This is a genomic window from Enterobacter quasiroggenkampii, from assembly GCF_043972695.1.
Taxonomy (GTDB): Bacteria; Pseudomonadota; Gammaproteobacteria; order Enterobacterales; family Enterobacteriaceae; genus Enterobacter; species Enterobacter quasiroggenkampii.
Genome location: NZ_CP143745.1, coordinates 3,105,130 through 3,119,386, shown reverse-complemented (window position 1 = coordinate 3,119,386; position 14,257 = coordinate 3,105,130). Strand labels below are relative to the sequence as shown.

Sequence of the window (14,257 nt, the reverse complement as noted above, 5' to 3'; positions counted from 1 at the left end):
GTTTCTCAGTGGTGAAATGCGCCTTTAATAATGTCGACATGTTAAGTCAAACGAGAACGCAACATGTCATGGCGAATCAGCATTCTGGATAAAAGCCCCATCGCTGAAAACGAAACGGCTGCCGATGCACTGGCGCGTACCCTGGCGCTGGCGCAGCAGGCAGAAAATCTGGGCTATCACCGCTTCTGGATTGCCGAACACCACAACACCCCACAGCTTGCCAGCCCTTCGCCGGAGCTGCTGATTGCCTGGATCCTCGGGCAAACCACGCGCATTCGCGTCGGGTCCGGCGGCGTAATGCTTCAGCACTACAGCCCCTATAAAGTCGCCGAGAACTTCAACGTGCTGGCCGCGCTGGCGCCTGGCCGCGTCGATCTCGGCGTCGGGAAAGCCCCCGGCGGATTACCGCTCTCAACCCGCGCGCTGCAGCAGGGCCTGAATCAACAGGAAAAGGGCAGCTTTGCCGAACAACTGGCCCAGCTCGACCGCTGGATCCGTCCTGAGCATCACGCTAATGAAGAGGCCGTCCGCGCCACGCCGCTGCCGCCGTTGCCTGCTGAGGGTTTTCTGCTGGGCGCGAGTACCGAAAGCGCGCTGCTCGCCGCCAGGCTCGACTGGCACTTTGTGTTTGCCGCACACCTGAACGGTGACCCGGAACTGCTGCGCGAGGTGGTATCGACCTGGCGTGAGAACAGCGCGCGGGATGTGATAGTGGCGGTGCAGGCGATTGTCGCGCCGACGCAGGCTGAGGCAGACGTGCTGGCGCAGAAGGTCGAAGTGTGGGGCGTTGAGCTGGCAAACGGGCAGCGTGTCACCGTGGCCAGCGAAGAACAGGCCTACGCGTTTGCACGCCAGGCGGGCAGTGAGCCGGTGCGCATTGCACGCCGGGCGCAGTCGCTGCTGGCGGGTACCGCTGAGTCGGTAGTGGAACAGCTCAACGCGCTGCATCAGCAGTGGGGCATTGACGAATTTATCATCGACACGCCGGTAGCGGAGGGGGCTACGCGCGTTGCGTCGCTGCGCCTGCTGGCCGGGGCGCGTCTTAACAAGGAGGTTACCGTATGAGTTTTGGCGAACAACTGATTGCCTGGCGCCGCGAACTGCACCAGAACCCGGAGCTGTCCGGCCAGGAGGTCGAAACCACCGCGCGCCTGCGCCAGTGGCTGACCAACGCCGGGATCACCCCACAGCCTTACGACCTGTCGACCGGGCTGGTGGCGGAAATCGGAACGGGCAGCAGGCTGGTTGCGCTGCGCGCCGACATTGACGCGCTGCCGATCGAGGAGCGCAGCGGCGTGCCGTTTAGCTCACAGCATGCAGGGGTGATGCACGCCTGCGGACACGATATTCACACCAGCGTCATCCTCGGCGCCGCGTTAAAGCTGAAAGAGCGGGAGGCCTCGCTTAACGGCCGGGTGCGCATCCTGTTTCAGCCTGCTGAAGAGAACTTTGGCGGTGCGAAGAGCATGGTGCGCGCCGGTGCCCTGCGCGATGTCAGCGCGATTTTCGGTATGCACAACGAGCCCGGCCTGCCGGTCGGTGAGTTCGCCACCCGCGGCGGGCCGTTCTACGCCAACGTCGACCGCTTCGTGATCCGCATTACCGGCAAAGGCGCGCACGCCGCACGTCCTCATGAAGGTAACGACGCCATTGTGCTGGCGAGCCAGCTGGTAACGGCGCTGCAAAGCGTCGCCAGTCGCAACGTCAACACGCTGGATTCGGTGGTGCTGAGCGTGACACGTATTGCGGGCGGCAACACCTGGAACGTGCTGCCGGAAAGCGTCGAGCTGGAAGGCACGTTGCGAACCCATCGCACGGAAGTACAGCAGAATGTGAAAGCCCGCGTGGGCGAAATCGCCGCCGGTTTTGCCAGCGCCTTCAGCGCGCAGATTGATATCACCTGGTATGCCGGGCCTACCGCGCTGGTGAATGACGAGCGCTGGGCTGATTTTGCCACCTCGGTCGCGCGTGAGGCCGGATATGAAACCCGGCACGCGGAACTGCATATGGGCGGGGAAGATTTTGCGGTCTATTTGCAGTCTGTTCCCGGCGCGTTTGTCAGCATTGGCAGCAACAGTCCGTTTGGTTTACATCACCCGGCCTTTAACCCGGATGAAGCACTGATTGAGCCCGCCGCCCGCTATTTTGCACAGCTTGCGGAAAAAGCCCTGCAACACGTTTAATTCAGGAGAGATAAATATGTCTGCAACCCGACAACTGCGGCTGGGCACCATTCTGCATGGTGCATCCGGGAATATGTCCGCCTGGCGCCATCCTGCAGCGATCGCCGACGCCAGTATTAATTTCGACTTTGTGAAAGCGACGGCGTTAAAGGCCGAGGAAGGGAAGCTCGATTTTCTCTTTGTGGCCGATGGCCTCTATATTAACGAGAAATCGATCCCCCATTTTCTGAATCGTTTTGAACCGTTAACCGTGCTTTCCGCACTGGCCAGCATCACCTCGCGTCTTGGGCTGGTGGGAACCTTATCCACCTCCTACAGCGAGCCCTTCACCACGGCGCGCCAGTTCGCGAGCCTCGATCACCTGAGCAACGGCCGCGCGGGCTGGAACGTGGTGACCTCGCCGCTGGAAGGGTCGGCCAAGAACTTTTCCCGCGAAAAACACCCCGAGCATGCGCTGCGCTACCGGATTGCGGATGAGTATCTCGACGTGGTGAAAGGGCTGTGGGATTCCTGGGAAGGGGACGCGTTTATTCGTAACAAAGAGAGCGGCCAGTTTTTTGACCCGGCGAAACTGCATACGCTCGATCACCACGGTGACTTCTTCCAGGTCGCCGGTCCGCTGAATATTGGCCGCACGCCGCAGGGTCGCCCGATTGTCTTTCAGGCCGGGGCATCGGACGACGGGAAAAAGCTGGCGGCGAAACATGCCGACGCCATTTTTACCCACCACGAGACGCTCGACGAGGCAAAAGCCTTTTACCGCGACGTAAAACAGCAGCTGGAAACAAACGGCCGTCGCGCGTCGGATCTCCATATTTTCCAGGGCGTCAGCGTGATTGTGGGGAAAGATGCCGATGATGTGGAAAACCAGTACCAGACCACGGCGGCGCTGGTGTCGATTAATGACGCCCTCAATTACCTTGGGCGTTATTTTGAACATCACGACTTCAGCCAGTATCCGCTCGACGAGCCGTTCCCGGATATCGGCGACTTAGGCAAAAATAGCTTCCGCAGCACCACCGATGAAATCAAGCGTAACGCCCGCGAACGCAACTTAACCCTGCGTCAGGTGGCGCTGGAGGCCGCTTCGCCGCGTCCGCGCTTTTTCGGCACGCCGGAGGAGGTGGCAGACGGTCTTCAGGCCTGGTTTGAAGGCTATGCCGCAGACGGCTTCATTATTCAGGGCGGCACGCCGGACACCTTCCCGCGCTTTGTTGATCAGGTGGTGCCCATTCTTCAGGCCCGCGGCCTGTTCCGTACCGACTACCCGGGCACCACGCTGCGCGAAAGCCTTGGCTTAGACCAACCGAAAAACCAGTACACACAACAATAAAAGAGAACCCCGCTATGCAGAAATCATCGCTTATTCTGGCGCTCGCGCTGGCCTTTACCCCTGCCGTCTGGGCAGAGAACGTCAATATTAACGGCACCGGTGTGAGCATCGAGGCCAATAAAACCCCGATTAACACCGCGAAAAATAGCGAGGCGGTAGCGCAGCTGCCGAAAGACTATCGCTTTGCCGTGCCCGGGAAATTTACCGTTGCGGTGGCGGGACTCAACCAGCCGCCGCTGACGGTCTTCTCCGACGACAACAAAACGCTGCTGGGAAGCGAAGTTGACGTCGCGCGTCTGGTCGCCGACAGCCTCGGGCTGGAGCTCAACGTGGTGCCCACCTCCTGGGAGGACTGGCCGCTGGGCGTGGCGTCCGGGAAATACGATGCCGCCATCAGCAACATCACCGTCACTAAAGAGCGCAAACAGAAGTTTGATTTTGCCACCTATCGTAAGGATTCCCTCGGCTTTTACGTGAAATCCACCAGCCCGATTACATCGCTGCAGAAGGCGGAAGACATCGCCGGGCTGAAGATTATCGTCGGCTCCGGCACCAACCAGGAGGCCATCCTGCTGGCATGGAATGCCGAAAACCTGAAGAAGGGGCTGAAGCCCTTTACCCCGATCTACACCAAAGACGATGCGGCCCAAACCCTGGCGCTGCAGTCCGGACGCGCGGATGCCTACTTTGGCCCGAACGTGATTGGCGCCTGGAAAGCGGCGCTGAACGGGAAAACCAAACTGGTGGGCAGCGTCGACGGCGGCTGGCCGAAGGCGGCACACATCGCGGTGACGCTGAAAAAAGGCAGCGGACTGGTTGAGCCGGTGCAAACCGCGCTGAACGGTGTCATCAAAAACGGCGATTACGACAAAGTGCTGAACCGCTGGGGAGAAGGGGTTGAGCGCATTCCTCAGTCCGAAGTGAACCCGGCTGGCCTGGGCGATTAAGGAGGCGTAATGAGCGAACGATTTCGTGATGTATCACCGGAAGATGCCGAACTTCAGCCCATTATCGAGGGGCTGTTCGGGGAATATGCGGCCCGCTACGGGGACTACTTCTCTAAAGACGCTGAAGTGGAGCTCACCGAGTGGTATCTGGCGCCGCAGGGGCTGTTTATCGTCCTGGAGCGCGACGGGAAGATTATTGCCACCGGCGCGTACAAACCGTTCGACGAACGCACCGCGGAAATCAAACGTATCTGGACGGACAAAACCCTGCGTCAGCAGGGGCTTGCCGGGCGCGTGGTGCAGGAGCTGGAGCGCAGGGCGGTGCTGGCAGGGTACAGTCAGATCTACCTGACAACCGGCTTTCGTCAGCCGGAAGCGGTCAGGCTCTATCTTAGCCAGGGCTATCAGCCGCAGTTCGATCTGAACCGCGATCCGGAAGAGTATAGCCAGCCGCCGTTTGACGGTCGGCTGCGTTTCACCAAAACGCTGGTACGTGAAGCGTTCAGTAAAACCGCATGAGGAACGACGATGAGCAACGTTGAAACCATTAAGGTGGTCCCGGCGCGTTATCCGCTGCGGGCCGTCGGCGCCGCGGTGGCGCTGTTTGTCCTGGCGGTCGTGATTCAGTCCGTAGCCTTTAACCCGCGCTGGGAGTGGGCGGTGTTCGCCCGCTGGTTCTTCGACCCGGTGATCCTCGAAGGTGTCGGGCAGACCCTGCTGCTGACGCTGATCGGCACCGCGCTGAGCGTGGTGTTTGGCGGCATGCTGGCGCTGGCGAGACTCTCGTCATCCTGGCTGCTGAGCAGCCTGGCGTGGGCGTACATCTGGCTGTTTCGGTCGCTGCCGCTGATCGTCGTGCTGATTATCCTGTACAACTTTTCCTATCTCTACGACACGCTCTCGCTCGGCGTGCCGTTTACCGGTATTACCTGGGGCAGTTTTGAAACCATCAACGTGCTGGGGCAGTTCTCTACCGCCGTGGTGGGGCTAACGCTGGTGCAGAGCGCCTATACCGCCGAGATCATTCGCGGTGGTTTCCTCGGGGTCGATCACGGGCAGTATGAGGCCGCCGCCGCGCTCGGTCTGCCGGCCTGGCGCCGCACGGTGCGCATCATTTTGCCTCAGGCGCTGCGTACCATTCTGCCGTCGGGATTCAATGAAATCATCAGCCTCGCCAAGGGCACGGCGATGGTGTACGTCCTGGCGATGCCGGAGCTGTTTTATACCATCCAGATGATCTACAACCGCACGCAGGAGGTGATTCCGCTGCTGATGGTTGGTGCCGCCTGGTACCTGGCGATCACCACCGTCCTGTCCGCTATCCAGTACGGTGTTGAACGCGCACTTGCCCGCAGCGAACGCCGCTCTGCGGTTAATCAGAACCGTGCCGCCCGTCGTACCCGTTCTGTCACCACCACGCCAGCACAGGAGCCTATCCATGCAAGCCTCTCCTGAAGGACATATCTCGATTACTGGCGTCAGCAAATATTTTGGACGCCATAAGGCGCTCGACAACGTGTCGCTTGAGATCCCGCCGGGATCCGTGACGGTCATCCTCGGGCCGTCCGGGTCGGGAAAATCGACGCTGCTGCGTACCATTAACCACCTGGAACGCGTCGATGAAGGCTTTATTCAGATCGACGGGGACTACATTGGCTACCGTCGCCAGGGCGACAAGCTCTACGAGCTGAAGGAGAAAGAGATCCTCAAACAGCGCGTCAACGTGGGCTATGTGTTTCAGAACTTCAATCTCTTTCCCCATCTCACGGTGCTGGAAAACCTGATTGAAGCGCCCATCGCGCATAAAAAGCTCAGCAAAAGAGAGGCGGTGGAAAGAGCGTACAGCCTGCTGGACGTGGTCGGGCTGCGGGATAAAGCCGATGCCTGGTCCCGCCATCTCTCCGGCGGCCAGCAGCAGCGCATTGCGATTGCCCGCGCGCTGGCGTTACGTCCCCGCGTGATGCTCTTTGATGAACCCACCTCGGCGCTGGATCCGGAGCTGGTAGGGGAAGTGCTGGACGTAATCAAAAAACTGGCCCGGTCCGGCACTACGCTGGTGGTGGTCACTCACGAGATCGGCTTTGCCCGGGAAGTGGCGGATCAGGTGGTGTTTATGGTCGACGGAAAAATCGTGGAACAGGGCAGCAGCGACGCGGTATTGAACCGCCCGTCGCACGCGCGAACGCGCCAGTTCCTGTCAAAAGTGCTGTAAGGAGCGCAGATGAAATATGGACTTCTGGCAGGACTGCTTTTTACGACGGCGAGCCACGCCAGCATCGATCTGAAAGCCAACGAGCAGCCGCTGCCGGTGACGGTGGATCGGCAGGCCGTGGCGAAGATCCCCGCCGGTTATAAATTCGTTGAGCCAGGTACGCTGACGGTCGCCGTCTCGATGCTGAACTCCCCGCCGCTGGCGCTACTGGCCAGCGATAACCGCACGCGGATCGGCAGCGACCCGGATATTGCCCGCCTGCTGGCGGGCAGCCTGGGGCTGAAGCTGAAGCTGGTGCCGACGGCGTGGGAAGACTGGCCGCTGGGAATCGCTTCCGGGCGCTACGACGTGGCGCTGGTGAACATTGCGGTGACCGAACAGCGTAAAGAGAAGTTTGATTTTGCGACCTACCGCGTCGATTCGCTGGCATTTTCGGTGAAATCCACCAACGAGATTCAGTCAATCAAAAGCGCGGAAGATCTGGCCGGGAAAAGGGTGATTGTCGGCTCGGGTACCAATCAGGAGCGCATCCTGCTGGGCTGGAACGAAGAAAATAAAAAGGCGGGGCGGGCGCCTGCGCTGCCGGTCTATCTTCACGACGATGCCTCGGGCAATCTCTATATCCAGTCCGGCAGGGCGGATGTGTTCTTTGGCCCCCAGTCGGTTTCAGCTTACAAAGCGGCGCTCACCGGCAAAACCCGCGTGGTCGGTTTAGGGCCGAAGAAAGCTTATGTCGCCACCACGACCAAAAAAGGCAATCAACTGGTTTATGCCTTGCAGGCCGCGCTGAACGGTGCGATTGAGCGCGGAGAGTACCAGAAGGTGCTGGCGCGCTGGGGCGAGCAGGGCGAAGCGGTGGCGCAATCGGAGGTCAACCCGCCTGGGATAACATACTAATGGTGCTCTACACTTAGGATTTCACTCCTGAGGGGGCAACATGATTAAACTTTATGGCGTACCCGGCTGGGGCTCGGCAATCAGTGAGGTGATGCTGACCCTGGCTGATATCCCTTATCAATTTATCAACGTGGACGGGTTTGACCAGCCCGGTCCGCAGCGTGAATTGCTGCACAAGCTCAATCCGCTGTGCCAGGTGCCGACGCTGGAGCTGGAAAATGGCGCCATCATGACCGAAACGGCGGCGATTGCCCTGATGGTGCTCGACCGGTGTCCCGAGCTCGCCCCGCCCGTGGGGCAGGCTGAACGTCAGCAGTTTCAGCGTTTGCTCATCTGGTTCGTAGCCAACGTCTATCCCACGTTTACCTATGCAGACTATCCCGAACGCTGGGTGCCGGATGCGCCGGAACAGCTGCAGAAAAACTGCATCGAATACCGGAAATCTCTTTATTTGTGGTTCGAAAGCCAGCTTAAGGCTGCCCCGTTTGCGCTGGGGGAACGGCTGACGCTGCTGGATGTGTATATTGCGGTGGCGCGCACCTGGGGGCCCCGTCACGCCTGGTTTGCCGAAAATACCCCTAAATTCACGGCGATTGCGGACGCCGTATGTCAGCGACCGGAACTGCACAAGGTGTTAAAGGCAAACAATATTATCTGATAACGTGGAACCCTCATTCACAACCTGAAGCCTGTACATGCCACACGTAGATATCAAATGTTTTCCCCGTGATTTGAACGACGAACAAAAAGCTGCCTTGGCGGCAGATATTGCCGACGTGATTATTCGCCATTTCAACAGCAAAGACAGTTCCGTGTCGGTGGCGTTGAAGCAGATCGCGCCTGAAGACTGGAAGGCGCAGGTCTGGGATACCGAAATTGGACCGAAGCTGGAGGAGCTTATTAAGAAGCCCGGGTATTCGATGTAAGATCTTCTGCCGGGGAGCGAATAAATCCTCCCCGGCTTGTTTTCCCGTTTTCGCAAAAATCGATAAAAATGCGTTTTGTCTTATCCGCTACAATTAACGTTTCTGACTGGCATATTATTCATCCTTAGGAAAGATCTCCAACAGAATCAATTAAGGACAGACACGTTAAAGGATAATTTTCTGATGACAAAATTACCCCGTTTTTCATTCGCCTTTCTTCATCCCCGTTACTGGCTAAGCTGGGCCGGCATTGCGGCTCTGTGGCTCATCATGCTGCTCCCTTATCCGCTTCTGTTCAGAATCGGTCATGGCCTGGGGCGACTGGCGATGCGCTTACTTCCTCGCCGCGTCGAGATTGCCCGCCGCAACCTGGAACTTTGTTTCCCGGAGATGAAAAAGGATGAACGCGAGTCATTGCTGCAGCGTAATTTTGAATCGGTAGGAATGGGGGTGATTGAAACTGGGATGGCATGGTTCTGGCCTGCGTGGCGGGTGAAGAAATGCTTTACCGTGCAGGGGTATGAGCACATGGAAAAGGCGAGGGCGCAGGCAAAAGGCGTGGTGCTGGTGGGGATGCATTTTCTGACCCTTGAGCTGGGCGCGCGGATATTTGGCATGCTCAACCCCGGTATCGGGGTGTATCGCCCTAATAACAATGCTCTGCTGGACTGGCTTCAGACGCGAGGGCGCCTGCGCTCCAACAAAACCATGCTCGATCGCCATGATTTAAAGGGAATGATCCGCTCGCTGAAGCAGAATGAAATTTTGTGGTACGCCCCGGATCACGACTATGGCAAAACCAACAGCGTGTTTGTGCCGTTCTTTGCGGTGCCGGATGCCGCAACGACGGCGGGCAGCTATATGCTGGTCAAAAGCGCTAAGCCTGCCGTCATCCCCTTTGTGCCGCGTCGCAGGGCGGATGGCACCGGTTACGAGCTGATTATTCTGGAGGATATCAGTGAGGCGTTGCAGGGCGGCGATAAAGAAGCCGTGGCGACGCAGATGAACAGGGCAATTGAGCAGGCCGTACGCATGGCCCCAGAGCAGTATATGTGGCTGCACCGTCGCTTCAAAACGCGTCCTGAAGGGGTACCTGATCGGTATGCCCGTCTGAAACAGGCGGCAACTCGGGGTGATAATCTCTCCGCCAGCGATTTTTCTGACCGCTCAGGCATACAGCACTGACACCACAGCGATGCCCTCACCCTGCGGTGAGGGCATGACCGGCGCTACAACGCGGATCGGCGGTACGGCGCATAGTCCGCCTGCCACCAGGTCTTCTCGATACGCGCCAGCAGGGTTTCATCATCTAACGATGGCGCCACGCCTTGTTCAATCGCGGCCCGGGCGACGGCAACGGCAATCTGGCGCGAGACAGTTTCAATTTGATCTACCGGCGGCAGCAATCCTCCTCTTTCCGTGGTCACGAGCGGAGACTGGGCGGCCAGGCTGCGGCTTGCTGCCATCAGCATCTCTTCCGTCACCCGGCGCGCGTTACAGGCCAGAACGCCAAGCCCAAGACCCGGGAAGATATAGGCGTTGTTACACTGGGCAATCTCGTAGTGCGCATTCTCCCAGAATACCGGCGCGAACGGGCTGCCGGTGGCCACCAGCGCGGCCCCCTGGGTCCAGGCGATAAGATCCTGAGGCTGGGCCTCCGCCCGCGACGTTGGGTTCGAGAGCGGCATGATAATCGGGCGTGGGCAGTGGCGATGCATCTCTTTGACGATCTCTTCACTGAACAGCCCCGGCTGACCTGAAACGCCGATCATCACCGTTGGATGTGCGTTCTTCACCACGTCCAGCAGGGAAATATTCTTCGCGTCTACCTGCCAGCGGCTTACGGCGTCGCGCGCGGTAAGCAGGTTTTTCTGGAAATCGAGCAGGTTGGTCATGTCGTCGGTCAGCAGGCCGAAGCGATCGACCATGAAGATCCTGCTGCGGGCTTCGGACTCGGTCAGGCCGTCATCGACCATCAGCGCCACAATTTTTTCAGCGATCCCGCATCCCGCAGAGCCGCTGCCGAGGAAGACCACGCGCTGATCGCGAATGCGCGTGCCCGCCGCGTGGGACGCTGCGATCAGCGTCCCTGCGGTGACGGCTGCCGTGCCCTGGATATCATCATTGAAGCAGCACAGCTGATCGCGGTAGCGCTGAAGAAGCCGGGTGGCATTTTTCTGTGCAAAGTCTTCAAATTGCAGGAGAACGTTGGGCCAGCGCGCTTTAACCGTGCTGATAAACATATCCATAAATTCAGCGTATTGATCGTCGCTGATGCGCGGATGACGCCAGCCCATGTACATCGGGTCGTCGAGGTGTTGCTGATTATTGGTGCCGACATCCAGCATAATCGGAAGGGTGGAGGCCGGATGGATCCCTCCGCAGGCGGTATAGAGCGACAGCTTGCCAATCGGAATGCCCATACCGCCGATACCCTGGTCGCCGAGCCCTAAAATGCGCTCTCCGTCCGTTACCACAATTACCCGAACGTCGTTGCGCGAGAAACTTTGCAGCATCTCATCAATACGATGGCGGTTAGGCCATGAAATAAACAAGCCGCGCGCGCGGCGATAAATCGTGGAGAAATGCTCGCAGGCTTCACCCACCGTCGGGGTATAGATAATCGGTAACGTCTCTTTCAGATGCGAACGCAAGAGGTTGTAAAAGAGAGTTTCATTGGTGTCCTGTATATTGCGCAAATAAACATGACGGGAAATATCGCTTTTAAAATGGCAGAACTGCACCCAGGCGCGCTCGGTTTGCTCTTCAATGGTTTCAACGTTATGCGGCAATAATCCATGCAAATTAAAATTATCCCGTTCTTCTTTAATAAAGGCGAGGCCTTTATTTAATAACGGATTTTCCAGCAGTACGGCGCCATTATAGGGCGTGTACAGAACGTCTTTACGAGACATGGTCAACTCCTGAATATTTAAACGAAACAGAAATAAGACGTGCAGAAACAGTGACTTTAAGGATGATAAAGGCACGGAGTTTTCTGTGTTTTGTTGGGGAGCTAATTTAGCGCTTAGCTAACGGATCAGGAGTGACAAGGTTCACATTCTTTCTGGTTTTATTAATTTCAAAAGAATTGCATTGAATGTAATGAATAACTTTAGTTACATAATAATGAATTAAATTATTTAAAAGGAAAGGGCTATTGTGTTCACATTTCTCTTTGGGAGGGCATGTTAATTTCACGCTGAGCCTGTTTTTAGAAAAGGCCACCAAAGTTTTTATTTTCTATTTAAGAACATTTATTCGAATCAGGAATAGTTTTCGTTTATTCCGTTCTCTGCATATCCGAACACAAATTTCAGGTGATTATATGAAAGATAATCCTGTACCGACTTCTGAGCTGTCGACCTCGCGTTTCGCCTTTGGGCTCAACAATACTGAGGTTGGCGCAGTCCCGTTGATGCTGTTCGTGGGGATTGCCGCGATTGTGGCGACGTCCGCCTGGGCAGGGCTGCTGCCGAAAAATATGATAGGCGGACTGGCAGTCATCATGACCCTTGGCTTTGCGTTTGCCAAAGTGGGGCGTCAAATCCCCGTGCTGAAGGACATCGGCGGCCCGGCGATCCTGTGTCTGATGGTGCCTTCCGTGCTGGTCTATTTTGGCGCATTCGGGAAACAAACCCTTGATACGGTGCATCTGCTGATGAAGGAGGCGAATCTGCTCTATTTCGTCATCGCCTGCCTGGTAGTCGGCAGTATTCTGGGGATGAACCGGGTGCTGCTGATCCAGGGCATGATGCGCATGTTTGTTCCGCTGGTGGCGGGAACATTGATGGCCGTGCTGAGCGGCCTCATTGTGGGAACGCTGTTTGGGTATACGCCTTACCACACCTTCTTCTTTATCATTGTCCCTATCATTGGCGGCGGAATTGGCGAGGGGATTTTGCCCCTGTCTCTGGCCTATTCGGCCATACTGGGGCAGACGCCGGACGTCTACGTGGCGCAGCTGGCTCCCGCTGCGGTCGTCGGAAATATCTTCGCCATTATTTGTGCGGGCTCGCTGGCGCGTCTCGGGACGAAACGTCCTGCGCTTTCAGGAAATGGCATGCTCACGCGGAGTAAAGACGACGCCAGCCTGTTTGCCGGGGCGCCAGGCGCACAGCAGACAGATTTTCATCTGATGGGCGGCGGATTGCTGATGGTGTGCGCGTTTTTCATCGTCGGAGGCTTGTTTGAAAAACTGGTCCACATTCCCGGCCCGGTGCTGATGATCCTGATTGCCGTCCTGTGTAAATACTTCAGGGTGATCCCGGCCTCAATGGAGCAGGGGGCGCACAGCTGCTATAAATTCGTTTCGGCTGCGCTGGTCTGGCCGCTGATGATCGGCCTCGGGATGCTATACGTGCCGCTTGAAAGCGTGGTGTCGGTCTTCTCGGTGGGCTATGTAGTGGTATGCGGATCGGTGGTGATTGCGATGGCGCTGAGCGGCTACGTGATTGCGTCGCGTCTGAATATGTATCCGGTGGAAGCGGCGATTGTAACCTGCTGCCACAGTGGGCTGGGCGGTACGGGAGATGTGGCCATTCTGTCCGCCTCCAACCGCATGTCGCTCATGCCGTTCGCGCAGATTGCGACGCGTATCGGCGGTGCCTCGACGGTCATTTTCGCCACGCTGCTGATGGGCTGGGTTATGGCGCACTGATTCGAAACCTCAGGATACTGAATCGCAACGACATTTACAGCGTGTCGCTGCGGTTCAGTCCTTTATAAAACTCACCGCGCTGTATAGAATTACCGCAGCCACAGCGACGGGATACCACACGATGACCGGAAGAGTTGATTATCAGATTGAAAAATATCTCCTGACCGAAGCCGCCGAACCGGAGCGCCTGACGCGCCAGTGGGCGGAGGTGCTGGAGGAGTGTCGTGAGCAACAGTCCGGTGCGGAGGATCGTCTGCGTCTCGCGTTGCTTAATGTGGATTACGTCACCAGCTTCGAGCTGCCCTTCAGGCTGCTTCTCACCCGTGCGCCCCAGTTGATTGATGCTGTCAGAAAAGAGCTTCAGCTCAGTCAGAAAAATGTTCTGTTCAATGGCAAGCGCTTTGGCTGCGTCTACAGCCTTAAACGGGATCTGGACGGCATACCTGACGAGTTTACCTATCACCTGAAGACGCGGATCCAGCGCAGTGATGCCACGGGTGCGACGGAAGCGTCTTACCGGCAAATTGCCCAGCAGGTGAAAGCGCCAAAAGAGCGCCTCAAACTGGCGCTGGAAAACGGGCTGTCTGTGACCGCGCTCGACGGGCTTTTCTGGTTTGGCATTCAGCGCATCGCGGCTGATGTACAACGGTTACGCAAAACAGGGATGCGGATCGTGACGTCCAACGCCGAGGTGTTCGATACGCTTACCAAAACAACCCGGCAGGTCCCGGTCTATCGCCTGGAAGGGACAGAAGTTACTTAACCTGCAGCAGGATCGCCATCAACCCCGGAAAGCGGGTATCCAGATCGTCTCGTCGCAATGAAATCATGTTTTCGCGTCCCTGCGGACGTTGCCAGATGACCCCGCTGTCGCGCAATACGCGCCAGTGATGGGTCATCGTGGACTTCACCACATCTTCCGGGCGCAGCGCGTTGCAGCTGAGTTCGCTGCCATCGGCCAGCCGACGAATAATCGATAGCCGGAGCGGGTTGCCGAGGGCAAAGAGCACATTTTCCAGCAGTATTTGTTCAGTTTCAGGGTGGTTAGGGATCATCGTTTTCCTGCGTATGGCGTCAGATTGAGCTATATCAACAATAG

The 14,257-nt window shown here is 57.5% G+C and carries 13 protein-coding genes and 1 pseudogene; 12 read left to right on the top strand and 2 right to left on the bottom strand.

What is annotated here, in order from left to right:
- Positions 1–63: 63 nt before the first annotated feature.
- The 10 genes and pseudogenes from V1572_RS14995 to V1572_RS14950 all read left to right on the top strand — a co-directional run bounded on the left by V1572_RS14995 (position 64) and on the right by V1572_RS14950 (position 9,683).
- The gene (locus V1572_RS14995) at positions 64–1,065 is read left to right on the top strand and encodes an LLM class flavin-dependent oxidoreductase (RefSeq protein ID WP_395299328.1); all 1,002 of its coding nucleotides are present in this window, start codon (positions 64–66) and stop codon (positions 1,063–1,065) included.
- On the top strand, positions 1,062–2,183 hold the full coding sequence (locus tag V1572_RS14990) for an amidohydrolase (RefSeq protein WP_045908821.1): 1,122 nt from the start codon (positions 1,062–1,064) through the stop codon (positions 2,181–2,183). The genes V1572_RS14995 and V1572_RS14990 overlap by 4 nt, the downstream gene beginning before the upstream one ends.
- A gap of 16 nt (positions 2,184–2,199) precedes the next feature.
- Positions 2,200–4,463, top strand: a pseudogene (locus V1572_RS14985) (NtaA/DmoA family FMN-dependent monooxygenase).
- Positions 4,464–4,472: 9 nt separating this feature from the next.
- Positions 4,473–4,982: a GNAT family N-acetyltransferase gene (locus V1572_RS14980; protein WP_008501765.1), complete on the top strand. Its 510-nt coding sequence runs from the start codon at positions 4,473–4,475 to the stop codon at positions 4,980–4,982.
- A 9-nt stretch (positions 4,983–4,991) separates the two neighbouring features.
- On the top strand, positions 4,992–5,918 hold the full coding sequence (locus tag V1572_RS14975; protein ID WP_023327573.1) for an amino acid ABC transporter permease: 927 nt from the start codon (positions 4,992–4,994) through the stop codon (positions 5,916–5,918).
- On the top strand, positions 5,902–6,675 hold the full coding sequence (locus V1572_RS14970; protein ID WP_048029837.1) for an amino acid ABC transporter ATP-binding protein: 774 nt from the start codon (positions 5,902–5,904) through the stop codon (positions 6,673–6,675). Before V1572_RS14975 ends, V1572_RS14970 begins: the two co-directional genes overlap by 17 nt.
- A 9-nt stretch (positions 6,676–6,684) precedes the next feature.
- A complete protein-coding gene (locus V1572_RS14965; RefSeq protein ID WP_262811396.1) occupies positions 6,685–7,572 on the top strand; it encodes an ABC transporter substrate-binding protein in 888 nt (295 codons plus the stop codon).
- A 40-nt stretch (positions 7,573–7,612) separates the two neighbouring features.
- Positions 7,613–8,230, top strand: a complete 618-nt coding sequence (locus V1572_RS14960) for a glutathione S-transferase family protein (RefSeq protein WP_045908816.1) — start codon at positions 7,613–7,615, stop codon at positions 8,228–8,230.
- Positions 8,231–8,267: 37 nt separating this feature from the next.
- The gene (gene pptA, locus V1572_RS14955; RefSeq protein ID WP_008501760.1) at positions 8,268–8,498 is read left to right on the top strand and encodes a tautomerase PptA; all 231 of its coding nucleotides are present in this window, start codon (positions 8,268–8,270) and stop codon (positions 8,496–8,498) included.
- Between the two features lie 183 nt (positions 8,499–8,681).
- Positions 8,682–9,683, top strand: coding sequence for a Kdo(2)-lipid IV(A) acyltransferase (locus tag V1572_RS14950; RefSeq protein ID WP_126533812.1), 1,002 nt, complete (start codon positions 8,682–8,684; stop codon positions 9,681–9,683).
- A 44-nt stretch (positions 9,684–9,727) separates the two neighbouring features.
- Here the strand turns inward: V1572_RS14950 and V1572_RS14945 are convergent, their stop codons facing one another.
- On the bottom strand, positions 9,728–11,413 hold the full coding sequence (locus V1572_RS14945; RefSeq protein WP_126533813.1) for an NAD-dependent malic enzyme: 1,686 nt from the start codon (positions 11,411–11,413) through the stop codon (positions 9,728–9,730).
- Positions 11,414–11,826: 413 nt separating this feature from the next.
- Between V1572_RS14945 and V1572_RS14940 the strand changes: the two genes are divergently transcribed.
- Positions 11,827–13,158, top strand: a complete 1,332-nt coding sequence (locus V1572_RS14940; RefSeq protein WP_395299327.1) for a 2-hydroxycarboxylate transporter family protein — start codon at positions 11,827–11,829, stop codon at positions 13,156–13,158.
- 121 nt (positions 13,159–13,279) lie between these two features.
- Positions 13,280–13,921, top strand: a complete 642-nt coding sequence (locus tag V1572_RS14935) for a helix-turn-helix domain-containing protein (protein WP_045908811.1) — start codon at positions 13,280–13,282, stop codon at positions 13,919–13,921.
- Here V1572_RS14935 and V1572_RS14930 read toward each other — a convergent pair.
- Entirely contained in the window at positions 13,914–14,213 is a 300-nt protein-coding gene (locus V1572_RS14930; protein ID WP_008501755.1) for an ArsR/SmtB family transcription factor, read from the bottom strand. The genes V1572_RS14935 and V1572_RS14930 overlap by 8 nt on opposite strands.
- Positions 14,214–14,257 lie beyond the last annotated feature (44 nt).